The 16,524-nt window shown below is 51.2% G+C and carries 21 protein-coding genes; 4 read left to right on the forward strand and 17 right to left on the reverse strand.

Annotated elements, in window-relative coordinates; genetic code table 11:
- Window positions 1-54: 54 nt before the first annotated feature.
- The 13 genes from MKZ07_RS08740 to MKZ07_RS08800 all read right to left on the reverse strand — a co-directional run bounded on the left by MKZ07_RS08740 (window position 55) and on the right by MKZ07_RS08800 (window position 12,746).
- On the reverse strand, window positions 55-1,101 hold the full coding sequence (locus MKZ07_RS08740) for an SAM-dependent methyltransferase (protein WP_084648938.1): 1,047 nt from the start codon (window positions 1,099-1,101) through the stop codon (window positions 55-57).
- A gap of 17 nt (window positions 1,102-1,118) precedes the next feature.
- Window positions 1,119-1,901 carry an ABC transporter ATP-binding protein gene (locus tag MKZ07_RS08745; protein WP_036695456.1) on the reverse strand — a complete coding sequence of 261 codons (783 nt, stop codon included), beginning with the start codon at window positions 1,899-1,901 and terminating at the stop codon, window positions 1,119-1,121.
- Window positions 1,901-2,224, reverse strand: a complete 324-nt coding sequence (locus tag MKZ07_RS08750) for a thioredoxin family protein (RefSeq protein ID WP_036695457.1) — start codon at window positions 2,222-2,224, stop codon at window positions 1,901-1,903. The genes MKZ07_RS08745 and MKZ07_RS08750 overlap by 1 nt, the downstream gene beginning before the upstream one ends.
- Window positions 2,221-3,078 (reverse strand): deoxyribonuclease IV, encoded by an 858-nt coding sequence (locus MKZ07_RS08755; RefSeq protein ID WP_036695458.1) that lies wholly within the window; start codon window positions 3,076-3,078, stop codon window positions 2,221-2,223. The genes MKZ07_RS08750 and MKZ07_RS08755 overlap by 4 nt, the downstream gene beginning before the upstream one ends.
- Window positions 3,068-3,883: an Fpg/Nei family DNA glycosylase gene (locus MKZ07_RS08760; RefSeq protein WP_036695459.1), complete on the reverse strand. Its 816-nt coding sequence runs from the start codon at window positions 3,881-3,883 to the stop codon at window positions 3,068-3,070. The genes MKZ07_RS08755 and MKZ07_RS08760 overlap by 11 nt, the downstream gene beginning before the upstream one ends.
- 45 nt (window positions 3,884-3,928) lie before the next feature.
- On the reverse strand, window positions 3,929-4,717 hold the full coding sequence (locus MKZ07_RS08765) for a TIGR01457 family HAD-type hydrolase (protein WP_036695460.1): 789 nt from the start codon (window positions 4,715-4,717) through the stop codon (window positions 3,929-3,931).
- Window positions 4,718-5,009: 292 nt separating this feature from the next.
- Window positions 5,010-5,960 carry a ribonuclease Z gene (gene rnz, locus MKZ07_RS08770; protein WP_036695461.1) on the reverse strand — a complete coding sequence of 317 codons (951 nt, stop codon included), beginning with the start codon at window positions 5,958-5,960 and terminating at the stop codon, window positions 5,010-5,012.
- A 211-nt stretch (window positions 5,961-6,171) separates the two neighbouring features.
- Entirely contained in the window at window positions 6,172-9,549 is a 3,378-nt protein-coding gene (gene metH, locus MKZ07_RS08775) for a methionine synthase (RefSeq protein WP_442792443.1), read from the reverse strand.
- 169 nt (window positions 9,550-9,718) lie between these two features.
- Window positions 9,719-10,147 carry a FixH family protein gene (locus tag MKZ07_RS08780; RefSeq protein WP_036695512.1) on the reverse strand — a complete coding sequence of 143 codons (429 nt, stop codon included), beginning with the start codon at window positions 10,145-10,147 and terminating at the stop codon, window positions 9,719-9,721.
- Between the two features lie 467 nt (window positions 10,148-10,614).
- Entirely contained in the window at window positions 10,615-11,400 is a 786-nt protein-coding gene (locus tag MKZ07_RS08785; RefSeq protein WP_341025557.1) for an HAD family hydrolase, read from the reverse strand.
- Between the two features lie 35 nt (window positions 11,401-11,435).
- Window positions 11,436-11,963: a hypothetical protein gene (locus tag MKZ07_RS08790; protein WP_036695464.1), complete on the reverse strand. Its 528-nt coding sequence runs from the start codon at window positions 11,961-11,963 to the stop codon at window positions 11,436-11,438.
- Window positions 11,964-12,010: 47 nt separating this feature from the next.
- Complete coding sequence (locus MKZ07_RS08795) at window positions 12,011-12,220, reverse strand: DUF896 domain-containing protein (RefSeq protein WP_036695465.1); 210 nt, start codon at window positions 12,218-12,220, stop codon at window positions 12,011-12,013.
- A gap of 109 nt (window positions 12,221-12,329) precedes the next feature.
- The gene (locus MKZ07_RS08800; RefSeq protein ID WP_051493562.1) at window positions 12,330-12,746 is read right to left on the reverse strand and encodes a LysM peptidoglycan-binding domain-containing protein; all 417 of its coding nucleotides are present in this window, start codon (window positions 12,744-12,746) and stop codon (window positions 12,330-12,332) included.
- A 197-nt stretch (window positions 12,747-12,943) separates the two neighbouring features.
- Between MKZ07_RS08800 and lexA the strand changes: the two genes are divergently transcribed.
- A complete protein-coding gene (gene lexA / locus MKZ07_RS08805) occupies window positions 12,944-13,570 on the forward strand; it encodes a transcriptional repressor LexA (RefSeq protein ID WP_036695466.1) in 627 nt (208 codons plus the stop codon).
- Between the two features lie 188 nt (window positions 13,571-13,758).
- On the forward strand, window positions 13,759-14,097 hold the full coding sequence (locus MKZ07_RS08810; RefSeq protein ID WP_036695467.1) for a L,D-transpeptidase: 339 nt from the start codon (window positions 13,759-13,761) through the stop codon (window positions 14,095-14,097).
- A gap of 78 nt (window positions 14,098-14,175) precedes the next feature.
- Here the strand turns inward: MKZ07_RS08810 and MKZ07_RS08815 are convergent, their stop codons facing one another.
- The 4 genes from MKZ07_RS08815 to MKZ07_RS08830 all read right to left on the reverse strand — a co-directional run bounded on the left by MKZ07_RS08815 (window position 14,176) and on the right by MKZ07_RS08830 (window position 15,466).
- Window positions 14,176-14,394, reverse strand: a complete 219-nt coding sequence (locus tag MKZ07_RS08815; RefSeq protein WP_036695468.1) for a hypothetical protein — start codon at window positions 14,392-14,394, stop codon at window positions 14,176-14,178.
- Between the two features lie 110 nt (window positions 14,395-14,504).
- Window positions 14,505-14,726, reverse strand: a complete 222-nt coding sequence (locus MKZ07_RS08820; RefSeq protein ID WP_036695469.1) for a hypothetical protein — start codon at window positions 14,724-14,726, stop codon at window positions 14,505-14,507.
- A gap of 92 nt (window positions 14,727-14,818) precedes the next feature.
- The gene (locus tag MKZ07_RS08825; protein ID WP_036695470.1) at window positions 14,819-15,178 is read right to left on the reverse strand and encodes a hypothetical protein; all 360 of its coding nucleotides are present in this window, start codon (window positions 15,176-15,178) and stop codon (window positions 14,819-14,821) included.
- A 15-nt stretch (window positions 15,179-15,193) separates the two neighbouring features.
- A complete protein-coding gene (locus tag MKZ07_RS08830) occupies window positions 15,194-15,466 on the reverse strand; it encodes a hypothetical protein (protein WP_162174465.1) in 273 nt (90 codons plus the stop codon).
- A 192-nt stretch (window positions 15,467-15,658) separates the two neighbouring features.
- Between MKZ07_RS08830 and MKZ07_RS08835 the strand changes: the two genes are divergently transcribed.
- Both MKZ07_RS08835 and MKZ07_RS08840 read left to right on the forward strand, forming a co-directional pair.
- Window positions 15,659-15,784 carry a hypothetical protein gene (locus MKZ07_RS08835; RefSeq protein WP_268748801.1) on the forward strand — a complete coding sequence of 42 codons (126 nt, stop codon included), beginning with the start codon at window positions 15,659-15,661 and terminating at the stop codon, window positions 15,782-15,784.
- Between the two features lie 125 nt (window positions 15,785-15,909).
- Complete coding sequence (locus MKZ07_RS08840; protein WP_341025560.1) at window positions 15,910-16,497, forward strand: GNAT family N-acetyltransferase; 588 nt, start codon at window positions 15,910-15,912, stop codon at window positions 16,495-16,497.
- Window positions 16,498-16,524 lie beyond the last annotated feature (27 nt).

Consider the following 16,524-nt stretch of genomic DNA (forward strand, 5'->3'; position numbering starts at 1 on the left):
CGAAGCCGGAGGTGCAGACTGCGGGATGCTTTCCCTTAATCCTGAAACTATGAATTAATACTTAATCATATAAAGTGTAATCTCGTCACGGTTGTGGAACAGCTGCTTCGCGCGCTGAATCTGCATCCGCTGGCCTTCAAACAGTGTGATAATCTCATTGATCATCGCCATTGGCTTCTTGTGCATCAGCTTCACCGTAACAATTGCGCTGCCGCCTGGTGTCAGGCTGTGCAGCAGCTCTGTGACCAGCTTGGCCATCAGCTTGGGACTCCAGCTCATATCGCAGACCAGCAGATCAAATTCGTTCTCACGGAATTTAACCTCTCCGGCATTTTTGCGCAGAATCTTGAGTGCCGGATGCTTACGTAAGGATTCGTGCATCAGCGCCGGATCAACAGCGGTAACCTTGAGGCCGCGCTCCAGCAGGAACGAGGTCCAGCCGCCCGGAGAAGCGCCGATATCGACCGCATTCTTGAAGCTGTAGAACGGAATGGCGAATTCCTTCTCCGCCTCCATCAGCTTGAATTTGGCCCGCGAGATCTGCCCGTCCTCCTTGCGGAAGCGGATCATGCCGCCATTCCAGCTGGACAGGTTCGCCTCCGGCCGGGATACACCGGCATACAGCGCGTCACCGTCCGCATAGACGGAGATCACCCAAGCAGGCTCCTGTACGGTGAACTCGGCGTCCAGGCTGTCAAGCCTGCTCTGAAGCCACTCGCGCAGCTCGCCAGGACTCTGCTCCCAGAAGGAGGACGAGCCTTTGCGGACATGCAGCGATACCTTCTCGCCTTGCAGCTCCGAACGCCGGCCTAAGTATACGGCCAGCCGTTCCAGAGCCGGCAGATCGCCGGTGTCCTGGAAATCAACAGGCTGGATGTGGCGCAGGAAGATCGGCAGGTTCTGTGCCAGCCGCTGCGATACCTCCTCCGGCTCCGCCTCAAGCGTAGCCAGGAAGATTTCCCCTGGCAGCAGCAAGGTACTTTTCACCGCTCCGAACAAGCGTCTAAGCTCCTCCTGTGCATAGGGGGCAAAGCCATGGTTCGCCGTGCAGATATATTTTGAAATAATCTTGTCTTGCGGAGCAGTATCCTGCTCCGGCATGTCTTCTGTGAAATCGTTCAAATCGATGTGCCTCCAGAACTTATTTTAATCCAGGGACGTCCATTATCCCATTCAACCGTCACCGGAATGTCAAAGGTAGCCATCAGCATCTCCTGAGTCAGCACCTCTTCCTTGGGACCGGCTCCTGCCAGCTTCCCGTCACGGATCAGCGCCACATGAGTGAATAGCGGAACAATCTCCTCCACATGATGGGTGACATACACCACTCCAACATTATGCTGCCGCAGCTTGTCGATCTCGGCGAGCATTTTCTCCCGTTCATATAAATCAAGACCGGCGCAAGGCTCGTCCATAATCAGCAGCTTTGGCTCTGCGATCAGGCAGCGGGCCAGCATAGCCTTCTTGCGCTCCCCCTGAGATAACAAGCCGAACGGATGATAAGCCAGTTCGCCGAGGTTCATCTCCTCCAGCAGCTTAAGCGACCGGTCCTTCACACTTTGCGGAATCTCCTGGTAGAAGCGCAAATACGCATAGGCGCCCGTAGCGACAACCTCCCAGACAGGGTCGGTAAGCGAGAGCTTTTCCATCAGGGACGGGCCGATATAACCAATCTCCTTACGTACCTCGCGCAGATCACATTGACCATATTTGTATCCCAGCACTTCAACTGAGCCTTTGCTGGGGAACAGGTAGCCGGTCATCATTTCCAGCAGGGTGGTTTTGCCGGAGCCGTTACGTCCGAGAATGACCCAGTTCTCTCCCTGCTTCATGGTAAGCGATACATCGTCAAGAATCAGGCTCTCCTCCCTGCGCAGGGACAGATGTTGTAATGATATCATTATAATGTCACTCTCCTTATGTATGCCAGCACCCGTTCAACCGAGTGTATGGAATAGATGATGTCCGGTTCAGCGCTGCGGTCAGCAGATACGGCCAGCAGAGCGGGCACACTTGAGATTTGATAGGTATTCACCAGCTCAGGGAGCATATTAATATTCCCCTCCGCAATCAAAAGACCAGGCGGAAGCAAATGCTCCGCCACCTCAATCATCCGCCGGGCTGCCTTGCAGGTTCCGCACAGCGGGGTATGCAGAAACAGAACAAGCGGCTCGCCCTTCGTGGCCAGCAGCTCCAGCAGCTCCGGCTGATTCATTTCCTTCATCCTCCACCATCCCCCGCCTCAAACCAGGACCTCACAGCAGCAATTTCCGCTCTGTGCGTGCCATCCGGTCCCTTTTCTGTTTCCATAACGACCACTTTATCAGCCAGGCCATCCATCTTCAAAAGCCGGCTAAGCGCCGCTCCCCCGATATATCCGCTGCCGATTCCGGCATGTCTGTCCCGCCGGGAGCCGAAGGGGAACCGTGAGTCATTCAAATGCACAGCCGCCAGATCCGCCCAGTACCCCAGCCGCTCACCGCGTGCGATAAGCTCCTCCGTCTGCACCGGATTCCAGATCCCCGCAGCGAAAGCATGACAGGTATCAAAGCAAAAGCCGATCTTCTCCGGGTAGCGGCACAGTTCACGGACCTTGACCAGCTCTTCGGGCGTCATACCCTCATGACCATGATTCCCTGCCATATTCTCAAGCAGCAGCTTGGTATGTCCCGTCCAGTCTGCCAGCACCTCATTCATACATTGTATTATATTTTGATAACCCTGCAATGGCTCCATCCCGGCAAAGTGTCCGAAATGCACCACAATGCCCACCGATCCGCACGCCTCGGCAATCTCCAGATCGTTGCGCAGGGAGGCAATCATCACCCCTCTGCCGCCCGGACCAGCGGCCAGATTCGTCGGATACGGGGTATGGGCAATGGAAGCCATCCCCTGCTCCCGGCAGTATGCTGCGCAGCTTCTTGCATCGCGGTAGTCTACCGGCTTCGGCTTCAGACTGCGCGGATTCTTCGGAAAATACTGAAAACATGTAGCACCGCTCTCCCTGGCGGACCGGGCAGCCTGCCCGTACCCGCCGCGTATGCTGACATGCGCCCCTATGAAGGGTCTATGCGTCATGCTGGCAATCCGGGCAATAGAATACCTTGCGTCCGGACAGCTCTATCTTCACTATGGTTCCCCCGCCGCGCAGGCAAGGCTCGCCTTCACGGTCATACACTTTACAGGCATCATTATAAGAACCGGTCACGGTGTCGCCGGTCATGAACGGCATTTCCATATACCCGCCGATTTCAGTGGCTTCGGTTAATACCTTACGCACGCTGTCGTACAGCCGGGTCACCGCTTCCGGTGACAGATTCTGAACAAGCGTAGACGGAAGCAGACGGGCTTCATAAGCAATCTCGTCGGCATAGCAGTTGCCAATTCCAGCCATTACATGCTGGTTAACCAGTAGACTCTTCAGCGCGCCGCGCCGTCCCTTGAGCAGTCCGGCGAAACGATCGGCCGTCATCCGGCGGTCCAGCAGCTCGGGTCCAAGCTTCCCCATTGCCGCTTCGCCTTCCTTGACAGACAACAGATGGAGATACCCCAGCCGCAGACCCATGAAGTAGAGGATATGATCACCGAACGCAAGCTCAACCTGTGTAGTACGGTCAGGACGTTCTTCTTCTGTACCATAGAACAGTAGCCCGCCCAGCATCAGATGCAGCAGCAGTCTGCGTCCGTCATGCAGGTGGAAAAGAATATGCTTGGCGCGGCGTTCGACGAATACAATTCGAGCCCCGACCAAACCTTTCACGAATTCTTCAGTCTCCATATTAATGGTTTTTTCTCTATTTACGGTTACCCCTGTAATGGGTACGTTTATTAGATGTTGGCTAAGCAGCTTTCTGTAATTCTCCATTTCCGGCAATTCCGGCATATTGTCATCTTCCCTTCTTGGATGGTCAAAAGGTCACCTTTGTCATTATACACCGAGCAGTACCATAAGTTCAGCTAAATCAGCACAAATTTCATCAGGCTTAACTCCGGTTAGCTGCTGGTAATGCTCCAGATTATCCCGGGTTGTAAGTCCCGTAAGCACCAGCACAGTCCGGCAGCCCGCATTAGCACCAGCCAAGATATCCGTTCTCATATTATCGCCCACCATCACCGCATCCTCCGGCTTGATGCCGAGCAGAGATGTCGCATACGTTACCAGATGCGTCTCGGGCTTGCCGATGACCACGGGCGCCACACCGCTGGCTGCTTCAATAGCTGCACCTATCGTACCGGCACCAGGCATCACTCCGTCATCAGAGGGAAGCATCAGGTCGGGGTTGGTCAGGACGAATCTCGCCCCTTCCCGAATCCAGCGCGAGGCGCGGGCCAGTGCTTCATATGTAAAAGAACGGTCGATCCCCTGCACGACAACCTGGGGATGCTCGGTGACCAGGGTTAACCCTGCCTCTGTGCAGGCTTCCACCAGCCCCTCTTCTCCAAGTATCGCCACGGATGCCCCCGGAGATTCTCCGGCAATGTAACGGGCGGCAGCCAGCGATGATGTGCAGACCTCCTCAGGCCTTGCTTCAATGCCCATTCCGCGTAAATGTGCAGCTACACTGGCAGGTGTTCTTGAAGAGTTGTTCGTCACATACAGGAACGGAATCTCCGCCGCACGAAGTGCCGCGATCAGCCGCTGGGCCCCGGGGATCATTCTGCCGCCATGATACAAGGTGCCATCCAGATCAATTAATAAGCCTCCGATATTGTTCATAAGTCCTCCTGTCAACTCGAGCTAAGTGATTCATCCTATTTATTATTAATCCTATGAATTATATTTCAGAGCAGCAGCGGCTTCTGCGGGAAGCGTGCTGCAAGTGGATTTATTACCCGCCTTTAGCGATTTTTAGCCGCTTTGTTTCGGCATTTTCTCTACTGCTTCGTACGCTTAATCCTCAGCTTTTACTTTAAATTTAACGTTCTTCGTCGAACGCTAGCGAACTCCTGCAGCCCCCCGCTATTTTTGGCACAGGCCTGTCATTTCCTGCGCTTTCCCGGAAAATAATTCAGTCAATAGCGTCATTTCCCGGGGTTCTCCGATAGACCGGAAAGGTGCAGAATTCCTCTGCCAGCAGTGTATTCGGGAAGATCTCCTGCGCTTCCTTCAGCAGTGGAGCGAGCTCCTCCTGCGAAGTGTAACGCGAGCTGAAGTGAGTCAGCAGCAGCTCAGCCCCGCCTGCATCCCTTGCCAGTTCCGCAGCCTGCTGTGCCGTGCTGTGATGATATTGATGAGCCATTTCCGCTAGGGTCTGGGCAAAGGTAGCCTCATGGATAATCAGATCGGCATCCTGCGCCAGCGGCAGTGAACCCGGGCAAGGCCGGGTATCTCCCAGAATCACTACGATCCGTCCGCGCTTGGGCGCATGAATCACCTCGGCCGCCCGGATCAGCACGCCATCATCGGTAGTGATATCCTCGCCTTTTTTTAACCGGCCATACAGCGGTCCCGGCTTCAGTCCATAGCTCTTGAGAAGTTCTGTATTCAGGTTACCCGGACTGTCCTTCTCCGTGACCCGGTAACCATAGCTGTCAATCCGGTGCTCCAGCAGTCCCGCTTCTACCTTGAAGGTCTCATCCTCAAAAATCAGCCCGCCGCTGTGCTCCACAATCTCCAGCTTATAAGGAATGCGGGACTGGCTGACAGACAGCGATATGTCCAGATATGCCTTGAGCCCGGGAGGTCCGTACACCGTAAGCGGTGAAGTCCCGCCCTGGTAGCCCCTGCTGGAGATAAGTCCGGGCAGGCCAAACAGATGATCACCGTGCAGGTGGGTGATAAACAGCTTCTCCAGCTTACCCAGCCGTAGCGGCGAGCGCAGAACCTGATGCTGTGTCCCTTCCCCGCAGTCGAACATCCAGAAGGTACGCCGTTCTTCAAGCAGCCGGAGCGCAACCGAGGTCACATTGCGCTGCAGCGTCGGCACCCCGGCATTCGTTCCCAAAAAATAGATTTCCATCATGCCCCTCCTCTCTCGCTTCTAAGGTCTTGATTACTTTTTGTGATCTTGCCCGTTCTTATGACAAGAATTCTACTCTGTTTTGGCTGCAAAAGCATCTTTTACAGCACCTCGAAGGTAATTCTTATACTCCAACAAAAAACCTCCCGGTAACGGGAGGTTCCGAAAAGTCAGGGCATGGCCCCTTCTGACCGGTGAGCATGCGGAAGGCTTAGAGCTTCTCCACATTGAAGTATTGCGCTTCCGGATGGGCAAAGACCATCGCCGAGACCGAAGCCTCCGGCTCCATCATGAAGCCCTCGGTAAGCTGCACGCCGATATCCTCGGGCTTCAGGAGCTTGAATAACGGCCCCTGATCCTCCAGATCCGGGCAGGCCGGGTAGCCGAAGGATACCCGAATACCCTGGTAACGTGCGCCGTGTCTTTGCTTCATGGTCATATCTGCCGGGTCCGGGAACCCCCAGGTGTCGCGCATCATATGGTGGACACGTTCAGCCAGACCTTCTGCGACCTCAAGGGCGACAGCCTGCAGAGCATGGGAACGGAGATAATCCCCCTTATCTTTAAGTACAGTCGATAATTCACGGACGCCATGGCCCGCAGTAACCACCAGGAAGCCTACATAGTCCATGACTCCGCTCTCCACTGGCTTCAGGAAGTCAGCAAGACAGAGATACGGCTCCACATTCTGGCGCGGGAAGGTGAAGGTATGCAGCACTTTAGCCTGATCCTGCGGATCATAGATCAGAATGTCATTGCCGCGTGACTGGGCCGGGAAGAACTGGTACAAAGCATGCGGCACGATCGTGCCTTCGATCATCGCTTGATGCAGAATATCGTCCACGGTCTCTTTCAATTCTACGGTACGCGGATCTCGCGCTGCCAGTTGCGCCTCTACAGAACCGCGCAGACCGAGATGATGGCCGAGCAGCATCTGCATATTCACATAAGGAATCACATGTCCCAGCGGATAATTACGCAGGACATGACGCTCCATATCCGGCGGGATGAACACTGGGGCATCACCCGAAATTTTAGAGCGGACTGCGCGCGTAAGCTCGGGAAGGGGCGCTTGCGGAGCGACAGCTACAGCAGCCTCAGCCTCCTGGCGGACCTCCTCCTCAATCTTCACCCGCTCCAGCGGGTTCATCAGCCGGTTGGCGATATCCAGACCGTCCATGGCATCCTTGGCATATAAGACGAGTCCGTCATACTCCGGACGGATTCGGGTCTTGGTGAATTTGCGGGTCAGTGCTGCACCGCCCACCATAATCGGCACATCAATACCGGCGGACCGCAGATCCTGCGCAGTCAGCACCATCTGCTGCGCCGACTTCACCAGCAGTCCCGACAAGCCGATGGCGTCGGCCTTTTCCTTGCGGAAGGCCTCAATAATATTCTCTGGCGGAACCTTGATCCCCAGATTGACGATCTCATAACCGTTGTTGGAGAGAATAATCTCGACCAGGTTTTTGCCGATATCATGCACATCACCCTTGACGGTCGCAAGCATGATTCTCCCCTTAACCGAGGTCTCATCCTTCTGCATGAACTGCTCCAGATGGTTCACTGAGGCCTTCATAACCTCCGCACTCTGCAGCACCTCGGCCACGATTAATTCATTGTTATTGAACAGCCGTCCGACCTCAGACATCCCTGCCATCAGCGGTCCATTAATGATCTCCAGCGGAGCGGAGGTCTTCAGCGCTTCATCCAGATCCGGGATCAGCCCCTCCTTGGTGCCTTCTACCACATAGGAAGCTAGGCGCTCCTCCAGGGAGAGATTGGAGATCTTCTCCTTCTTCTCCACCTTTTTGCCGCGAAAAGCTGCTACGAACGCAGACAAGGTGTCATCATTCGTATTATAGATCAGCTCTTCAGCGAGCTTGCGCTCCTCTTCAGGGATCGATGCGTACCGCTCCACCTTCTCGGTGTTCACAATGGCATAATCCAGACCGGCCTTGGTGCACTCGTACAGGAATACCGAGTTCAACACCTCACGGCCGGATTCAGGCAGACCGAAGGAGACATTGCTGATGCCAAGAATTGTATGAACAGCAGGCATAGCCTCCTTGATCAGACGGATGCCGTCAATCGTCTCCTTCGCGGAGCCGATATACTGCTCATCCCCGGTACCTACAGGGAACACCAGGGTATCGAAGATCAGATCCTCGGGAGCCAGACCGTATTTGTTGACCAGCAGATCATAGGAACGTCTGGCAACCTCGAGCTTGTCCTTTGCCAGGATAGCCTGACCAGTCTCGTCGATAGTTCCTACAACAATCGCTGCTCCGTATTTATGAATAAGAGGTGTGACATGCTCGAACTTCTCTTCACCATCTTCAAGGTTAATGGAGTTAATGATCGCTTTGCCCTGACAATACTGCAAGGCCAGATCAATGACCTTCGGGTCCGTCGTATCGATCATTAACGGCACCTTGACCTTCTTCACCACCAGCTCCAGGAACCGCATGATGTCTTCCGTCTCATCCCGGTCCGGGTCCTGGACACAGACATCAATGACCTGTGCACCGCTCTTTACCTGGGCCCGGGCAATCTCCGAAGCTTCCTCGTATTTCCCCTCGACGATTAGACGCTTGAACTTCCGGGAACCGAGGACATTGGTCCGTTCACCGACCATATACGGACGGTTCTCACTCTCCACATACACAGGCTCAATCCCCGACAAGGCCGGAGGATGCTGGCCGTCAAGCTTACGCGGCGGGTAAGCCGCCATGACTTCAGCCATCGCACGGATATGATCCGGAGTGGTTCCGCAGCAGCCACCGGCAATGTTCAGCCAGCCCTTCTCCGCGAAGCCGCCCAGCTTACGGGCCAGGGAATCCGGGGATTCATGATAATTCCCGTTCTCATCCGGCAGACCCGCATTCGGGTAACAGCTGACAGCTGCTGAAGAGATCGCTGACAGCGAACGGATATGATCCCGCATGAATTCCGGTCCGGTAGCACAGTTCAGTCCGATGGACACCGGCTTCAGATGCTCCAGTGAAATATAGAAGGCTTCGATATTCTGTCCGGCCAGCGTGGTTCCCATAGGTTCAATGGTTCCCGAGATCATCACCGGCAGCGTAATTCCGCTCTTCTCGAAGGCGTTACGGATACCAATGCTTCCAGCCTTCACGTTCAGGGTGTCCTGGGATGTCTCCAGGAGCAGTGCATCCACCTTACCGTCGATCAGCGCAACCGCCTGTTCTTCATAGCTGTCTACAAGCTCCTTGAACGTGACTCCCCCGGTGACAGAGAGCGTTTTCGTGGTTGGTCCCATAGCTCCTACAACATAACGCGGGCGCTGCGGTGTATCATATTTATCTGCGGCATTACGTGCAAGTCTGGCGGCCGCAAGGTTAATCTCCCGGGCACGGTCCTGAATATCATATTCAGCAAGCACCACTGAGGTGGCACCGAAGGTATTTGTCTCGATCAGATCCGCACCGGCCTCCAGGTATTTCTCATGAATGTCCTGAATAACCTCCGGACGGGTCAGCACCAGCATTTCATTACAGCCATCCAGGTCATCCCCGCCGAAATCCTCGCCGGTAAGCGGCACCTGTTGAATCATGGTACCCATAGCTCCATCCAGTATCAATATGCGCTGCTGCAAGCTCTCAGCAAGTGTGTATTTGGCCACTTTCCATCCCCCCAGTGAAACATTAGAGTAATTTTAGCAGAATAAAGGGATTTCGGAAAGCCTTCCTTTCCACCCTGCATTATTTGTATTTCCATTGATTTCATTTCTATTACGGCGCTACCATAAGTTTCTTGCTTGGCATGGAATGCTGCGTCCGGGCAGTCACATGTGAAGTGACACTGAATTCGCCCGCCTCTTCAAAGGTATGTTCCGCGACATAAGCCCCTTCTCCGTCACTTTCACCCTTGATTTCAACCTTCTTGGTCTTATCCGCGGCCTCATTGACCTCAAACATAACTTCTCTAGCATCATCTACCGGTTCACCGTCCTGTGTCACGACAGCCTTGAAGCTAACTGCCGTACCTGCGGTTACTTCCTCCGGGTTCCAGCTCAGCTCCACCTTAATCGGTGACATGGAGGAGTTGGCCGCAGCATGCATCTGCATCTGCATCTCGTCTTCCTTATTCCCCGAGCATCCTGCTAGCGTCATCCCCATCACAATGCACATCAGTCCCCTGCGTATCCTTGGCTTCATCATCTGAAGTCCTCCCGGTTCATAGGTAGATTCTTCTTCATCCATGAAACATATCATTTTTATATTACAATGAAAGTCAGATCGCTACTCTCCTTATTATACACATTTTATTCAATTTGCCTTAAAGAAGCTGCATGATTCACTCGTGAATATGAGAATAGTCATATCTTTGATTCAAGTGTTTGTATTGGGATTGCCGTGACTCCAAAGAATGTTTGGCCCTCCGGCCGCTGTTGTTCCCAGATTTCTTGAATTAAACCGCTGCTAGCAGTTGAAATCGGGTAACAGCTGATGCTTACGACGCGAGCTTTCCTTCGGAAAGCTTTCAGGCGGACGCTAACGCTCCTTCAGTTCCAAATTTCTCCTCCGCCACTTTTCCCTATACAGTATAATTTCAAGTTCAAACAATATAGCAGATATAAAAAAGCCAATATCCACATAAATAGGATACTGGCTTCATGGAATTCAATTTACAGGGAGACTACCAGCGGCAGAAGCTCTGAGAGATGGCTGATCTGATAATCCGGCGTAATCTCCGGGTCCGAAGCTTTCCTATTTCGGTTGATCCAGACTGTGGTCAGTCCGGCGGATAAGCCGCCTAGAATATCTGTCGTAAGCTTATCACCCACCATTATACCTTGCTCTGGAGCAATATCCAGCAGTCCGAGCGCATGCTCGAAGATTCCCTTGTCCGGCTTGCCTTTGCCGAAGCTTCCCGAAATCACAATATGGTCAAAATACGGGGTAAGCTCCGGTACACCATCCAGCTTCTCCTGCTGAAGTGCCGGGCAGCCGTTCGTCAGCAGCAGCAGCTTCACCTTGCCGCGCAGCTCGTCCAGCACCTGAAGCGTCTCTTCATAGATATAGGGACGGCTGCGGCGCTCAGCGGCGAACTTATCGGCCAGTTGTGCAGCCAGCGCTTCATCCTCTACTCCGAGTGAGGCGAGGCCGCGGCGCCAGGATTCCTTACGGTAGACGGGGGCAAGCTGCTCCAGTTGACGGAACTCCGGCTGTTCACCGGCAGTGAAGTTCGCCCATAGCGCTTCAAACGGGTTAATACCGATCAGCTTGGTGAACGGATATGTCTCATAGGATTCATAGAGGGCACGGGCTTCTCTGCGTACAGCAGCTTCCAGCTCCTGTGGATCAACGGAATCTCCAGCACCCTCACAAGCATAGCGGAAGGCTTCTTCCACGCTGCGGTCATCCCACAGCAGGGTATCGTCAAGGTCAAATAGTACGGCGGTAATCGGCATTTCTTCTCCCACTCCCTATATGCTGGTCTGTCTTCCTATTCGTGCACTAGTTCAATATTGTTGTTCTTCGCGAACTGTTCCAGACGTTCCCCCATCGCAGCGGTGTCATAACGGTTAATCAGCTTGGAGAAAATCCACTGCTTGCGCTTACCCTTATACTTAATGGTTACTACACTGCGTGATAAAGTGATCTTCTCAATATCCGCCGCAGCGAGGAAGCGTTCGCGGTTGTATTTAATAGTAGAGATACGCGCACGCTCAACCTTAAGGAACGGACGGCGGAAGAACAGCAGCGCAGCAAGCAGGAAGTACAGCACCACACCCAGCCAGTTGGCCAGAATCCCGCTTCCTTTGGCCTCGTCAATTGAGCCTACCACCCAGAACATGATGCCAAGCAGCATCAGTACAACGGGGAATACAATATTCCGGCCTTTGAAAATATCAATGCTTTTCGCGGCAGTCTTAGTGCTGGAAGTGTAAATGGAATCCTTCCCCTGCTTCTTTCTTTGCTGGTTAATTTGCTTGGTATTGCGTTGAACCATTCTTTCCCAAGAACGGGCCATGTAAGTTCCCCCTAGTCATCCTGTATTATCTATGAAAAGGCAACAGGCTAATGCTTAAGTCCGTTATTGCCCTCTTCATGCTCCGGATTGTCCACAATTTCGATAGTATCAAGCTGGGCCCGAAAGTTAGTGCGGATATTCCCCAGGTAAATCTCGCGGAGCTTGGCACGTTCAGCCAGTTCCTCTTCATTCAGGCCGCCGTTCTTAGCTTTGCGTGCCAATTCATTGATGCGTGCGACCAATTCGTCAATATTCAATACGTTTCCCTCCCTCTAAATTCATTTTAACTTTGCCATGAGAAAAAGAGCTTGTCAAGGTCTACCCCCTGAAAGCTCTCCGAGTCGATCATTAGTCTGACACAATCCTTCAGTATAAAGGTAAAGTCAGAATATCTCCGGCCTTAATGACACTGTTCTCCAAATGATTCGTCTTCATTATTCCTTCTATATATACGGCTGTCCTCATGTCCTCAGGCTTGTTACTTAACGCAATGCTCCATAAGGTATCACCGCGTTCGACTACGATCCGCTTATCCGGCTTCAGTGAAGAGACCGAACCGGCAAAAACATTCCCCACCACAGTGAATCCCGAAATAACAAGCATCAGCACCAAAACCATCTTCATCAGGCTGACCTGACGGAATAGTGATGATAGCGCAGTGAGACTATGAAGAATCGCATCCTTGACCTTGGTTACATTACTATGAGCAGTTGGATTACCGGGAGCGGACACCTTGATATCCTCATTATTGTAGATGCTGTTGTATGTACTATACTTTAACATGATCATCATCCTCCAAACACATGTTCTTGCTTTCGAAAATAATATAACACGAACATGTGTTTCGATCAATAGTTTTTTCGGAACGTCTGTTCTCTTTATTTGCGTTCTCTTTTTTTCCTCATTTTAGAACTTATGTTTGTACGAACGGAAGTTCTATGTTATAATTTTCCCAAACATAGTATATGGGGTTGATACCGATGTCAAAGATTTCTAGTCGTCAGCTGGCGATCCTGGAATTTATACGTAATGAAGTCCGCAGCAAGGGTTATCCTCCGTCCGTCCGCGAGATTGGCGAGGCTGTCGGCCTGGCCTCCAGCTCTACCGTGCATGGTCACTTGGACCGGCTTGAGAAGAAGGGCCTGATCCGCCGTGACCCTACGAAGCCGCGTGCGATTGAATTGCTCGGCCAGGAAGATTCAGAGAATGTGCATCAATTCGTCCAGACCGTTACCCGCATCCCGGTAGTGGGTAAGGTTACAGCTGGTGTTCCTATTACAGCTACAGAGAATATTGAGGATTACTTCCCGTTACCTGCTCATTATGTAGGCGATAACAAGGTATTTATGCTATCTGTCCTTGGTGACAGTATGGTGGATGCCGGAATTATGAACGGGGATTATGTCATCGTACGCCAGCAGCAGACTGCCGACAATGGCGATATTGTTGTAGCGATGACCGAAGAAGATGAAGCAACTGTCAAGACCTTCTACAAGGAACGGGATCATATCAGGCTGCAGCCGGAGAATCCGGCATACGAGCCTCTCCGCCTTAACCGGGTTACGATTTTGGGACGGGTCATCGGATTATTCCGCGATATCCACTAATCTACTCCCCGCTTAAGAACAGGCTGCTCCGCACCATGCGAAGCAGCCTGTTTTCTGTTCATTTCACTTCTTAAAGTGGCCAAAAAGCCGAATGCAAACATTTGTTCTCATTAAGCTTTTTGACCACTTTTTCTGAGAACCGCTGCATAGCTCCGCACATATCCTGTTACAAAGGAGTGCTGATCTGTATGCCCAATTACCGAATTATCGTCGATCTGTCACAGCGCATGCTGTACCTGCTGGATAATGACGTCGTCACCAGAGGCTTCCCTGTCGGCATCGGCAAAATGTTAACCGTCTCGCCTGTTGGCGAATACACCATCATTAACAAGCAGCCCAATCCGGGTGGCCCGTTCGGAGCCTTCTGGATGGGTCTATCCAAGCCGCATTATGGCATCCATGGAACCAATAACCCTGCTTCCATCGGCCACATGGTCTCCCATGGCTGTATCCGCATGTATAACGCAGATGTTCTCACCCTGGCTGCCCTCGTTCCCATAGGTACTCGTGTCACCATCAGGGAATAGGAACTCACAAAAACCCTTGAGACGCCAGATTGCGCCCCAAGGGTTCCAGTGATTCAAATGAATTAGAGCGGATACAGACTACAGCACACTTCTCAACAGACGGATAGCCACCGTATTCAAACGGATAGCCTCGCGGATCGATTCTCTGGCTGCCAGCAGCTCTCTTCTGGCCCGCGAACCTCTAGGCACTCTGCGCAGATTCTCATTGATTTCTTCCAGTCTCTCCAGCAGGACAGCCCGCTGTGTCAGCAGGACATTAATGGCTCTGCGAATCCGGTTACGTTCTCTTTGGCTCATCTTTACACCTCTTTTACAGTTGGATAGTATAAGAGATGCCAAGAAGGACTCCAAAGCTTGTGTGATTCGGCAGTAATGTTAGAGCAGCAAGCAGCGGACAGGTAATCTGCTTACTTTTTGTTCAACCGTACCCGGAATTCAAATTCATCGCGTCTATAAGTCATTCCGGCCAGCACTATGTACTCCGGTGTCCATTTCTGTACAGGTCCGGCATAATCAGCAATCACATGCGGTTTGCCATCAACCAGCTGAACGACGTAGACCTGTACCTGTGCCAGTGCGGCAGCGAATAGATCAGCATCACTGGACAGTACTTTATAAGCCGTATTCAACTTCGTTCCTCCTTGTTCCACAACCATGATAAAAGATTCCGACAACCATCTATTTAATTATACCGGGTCATGGAACAATATGTAAACCATATTTACAGCTTGATAAAAAGGATTTTAAACAATCCAATATACTTCTTAGTAGCCCCGCCATCCCTGGTAAAAAAATTGGTATTTTTAAGGTCTGGTACGCTAAATACTGAGAACAAAATGTAGTTATCCCGCTCGGTCAAAGACTCAATTACAGGCTGAGCCACCAGCTTGCTAATTCCGTCGCCTATTTCCTGATCTAGCGTATTCTCCAGATTCTTTACAGAATATTCACTGAAGGCTTCCTTCCCCGGATTCGTAACAGCCATCACAATCAGAACAAGAATAAGGACCAGTAATGATTTACCGCCCGATCTCCTACGGACTCTGCGTGCAGGACTTGGGATATCATAACGCGAATTCATTCTTTTCCCCCTCAACTACAAAATATACAGTATCTCTTGCAACAAGAACCCCAGCGGATTCACAAACATCCGGTACACGAACAGCATCCCGCCTGCAATTCCACTGCCCCCGACATCAACGCTACTCCAATCCCATACCGGCAGAGGCGGCGCATCCAGCCCATATTGCTCCATAAGCCTCTCTTGGGTCTCCGCTGGCACAGCCGCTCCTTCCGCTCCAGCCACCTGACCCATCAACGCCAGCACCAGCAACAGCGAAAGCATAATCTTATATGTATTCTTCATCATCCACTCCCATGTCTGCCACTAGAATTCTCTTCTGGTTAAGTATATAGGAGATGGAATAGTATGTAAAATGAAGTGGATTGATCTGGAATTGTAATTCCTTTATATTATGATGTAAAGGCTTTGTTTAGTCTTCATTTTCAGTCTCTCCCCCACACTTTAATATTGGGAGAGTTTTATTTAGGAGGTAAATGTATGAATGGAAACAAAGTTATCCTCATTCTTCTGTCCATATCCATCATCGGTATACTCCTTTACTTCGGATTAGCTTATGGATTGCTATGGTATGCCTTCCGGTCCTCGGTTTCCATTGAAGAATAATCTAAGAACTACACCATCTAACCAATATTATCATGTTAAGATTACTTATAATCAAAAAGCACCTCCAAAATATATATTTCATGAGATAAACTTATAGAATCGTGATATTATTTGGAGGTGTACTAATGCTAAATGTAGATTATACAAACTATTATTGGCAAGATGATGAAATTAGATTGCGTTCAATAGAGGCTGAGGATTGGGAAAATATATATTTATCTGCATTCGATAGCCCTGCCCGTCGTTTTCTGGAATGTACTATTGAATTGCCGCCCACAAGCTCGGTTGCGAAGAAATTCGTTGAAGAGAATGTTGAATTTACATCCACTAATGGCCGAATCATGTTTACTATTGAAAATATGAACAGTGACACGGTAGGTGGTATTAATTTAAACAGTATTGACGAGAGGAATGGTACGTTCAGCATAGGTATTGTAATTGATCATCCCTATCGAGGGAAGGGTTACGGTACCAGGGCAGTGCACATGCTCTTAAAATATGCATTTTTCGAGCGCAGACTTAATAAATTTAATGATTATGTTCTGGAGGGAAATGAAGCATCGGCTGCTATGCTTAGAAAAGTAGGATGCGTTCAAGAAGGAGTCCGACGTCAAATCTTCTATATCAATGGTAAATATCATGATTCTATGTTGTTTGGTTTAACAAAGAATGAATATAGGGATCTTCATCATAAGGATCATCACAATAAATAATCATGCATTAACCTAATCAGAGACGTT

This window comes from Paenibacillus sp. FSL P4-0338 (assembly GCF_038002365.1).
In the GTDB taxonomy this organism is placed as follows: domain Bacteria; phylum Bacillota; class Bacilli; order Paenibacillales; family Paenibacillaceae; genus Paenibacillus_AQ.

Excerpts from the sequence above, each read along its gene's own strand:
- MKZ07_RS08740 (WP_084648938.1), bottom strand. The coding sequence starts at position 1,101 with ATGCCGGAGCAGGATACTGCTCCGCAAGACAAGATTATTTCAAAATAT.
- MKZ07_RS08745 (WP_036695456.1), bottom strand. The coding sequence starts at position 1,901 with ATGATATCATTACAACATCTGTCCCTGCGCAGGGAGGAGAGCCTGATT.
- MKZ07_RS08750 (WP_036695457.1), bottom strand. The coding sequence starts at position 2,224 with ATGAAGGAAATGAATCAGCCGGAGCTGCTGGAGCTGCTGGCCACGAAG.
- MKZ07_RS08755 (WP_036695458.1), bottom strand. The coding sequence starts at position 3,078 with ATGACGCATAGACCCTTCATAGGGGCGCATGTCAGCATACGCGGCGGG.
- MKZ07_RS08760 (WP_036695459.1), bottom strand. The coding sequence starts at position 3,883 with ATGCCGGAATTGCCGGAAATGGAGAATTACAGAAAGCTGCTTAGCCAA.
- MKZ07_RS08765 (WP_036695460.1), bottom strand. The coding sequence starts at position 4,717 with ATGAACAATATCGGAGGCTTATTAATTGATCTGGATGGCACCTTGTAT.
- rnz (WP_036695461.1), bottom strand. The coding sequence starts at position 5,960 with ATGGAAATCTATTTTTTGGGAACGAATGCCGGGGTGCCGACGCTGCAG.
- metH (WP_442792443.1), bottom strand. The coding sequence starts at position 9,549 with ATGGGTACCATGATTCAACAGGTGCCGCTTACCGGCGAGGATTTCGGC.
- MKZ07_RS08780 (WP_036695512.1), bottom strand. The coding sequence starts at position 10,147 with ATGATGAAGCCAAGGATACGCAGGGGACTGATGTGCATTGTGATGGGG.
- MKZ07_RS08785 (WP_341025557.1), bottom strand. The coding sequence starts at position 11,400 with ATGCCGATTACCGCCGTACTATTTGACCTTGACGATACCCTGCTGTGG.
- MKZ07_RS08790 (WP_036695464.1), bottom strand. The coding sequence starts at position 11,963 with ATGGCCCGTTCTTGGGAAAGAATGGTTCAACGCAATACCAAGCAAATT.
- MKZ07_RS08800 (WP_051493562.1), bottom strand. The coding sequence starts at position 12,746 with ATGTTAAAGTATAGTACATACAACAGCATCTACAATAATGAGGATATC.
- lexA (WP_036695466.1), top strand. The coding sequence starts at position 12,944 with ATGTCAAAGATTTCTAGTCGTCAGCTGGCGATCCTGGAATTTATACGT.
- MKZ07_RS08810 (WP_036695467.1), top strand. The coding sequence starts at position 13,759 with ATGCCCAATTACCGAATTATCGTCGATCTGTCACAGCGCATGCTGTAC.
- MKZ07_RS08815 (WP_036695468.1), bottom strand. The coding sequence starts at position 14,394 with ATGAGCCAAAGAGAACGTAACCGGATTCGCAGAGCCATTAATGTCCTG.
- MKZ07_RS08825 (WP_036695470.1), bottom strand. The coding sequence starts at position 15,178 with ATGAATTCGCGTTATGATATCCCAAGTCCTGCACGCAGAGTCCGTAGG.
- MKZ07_RS08830 (WP_162174465.1), bottom strand. The coding sequence starts at position 15,466 with ATGATGAAGAATACATATAAGATTATGCTTTCGCTGTTGCTGGTGCTG.
- MKZ07_RS08835 (WP_268748801.1), top strand. The coding sequence starts at position 15,659 with ATGAATGGAAACAAAGTTATCCTCATTCTTCTGTCCATATCCATCATC.
- MKZ07_RS08840 (WP_341025560.1), top strand. The coding sequence starts at position 15,910 with ATGCTAAATGTAGATTATACAAACTATTATTGGCAAGATGATGAAATT.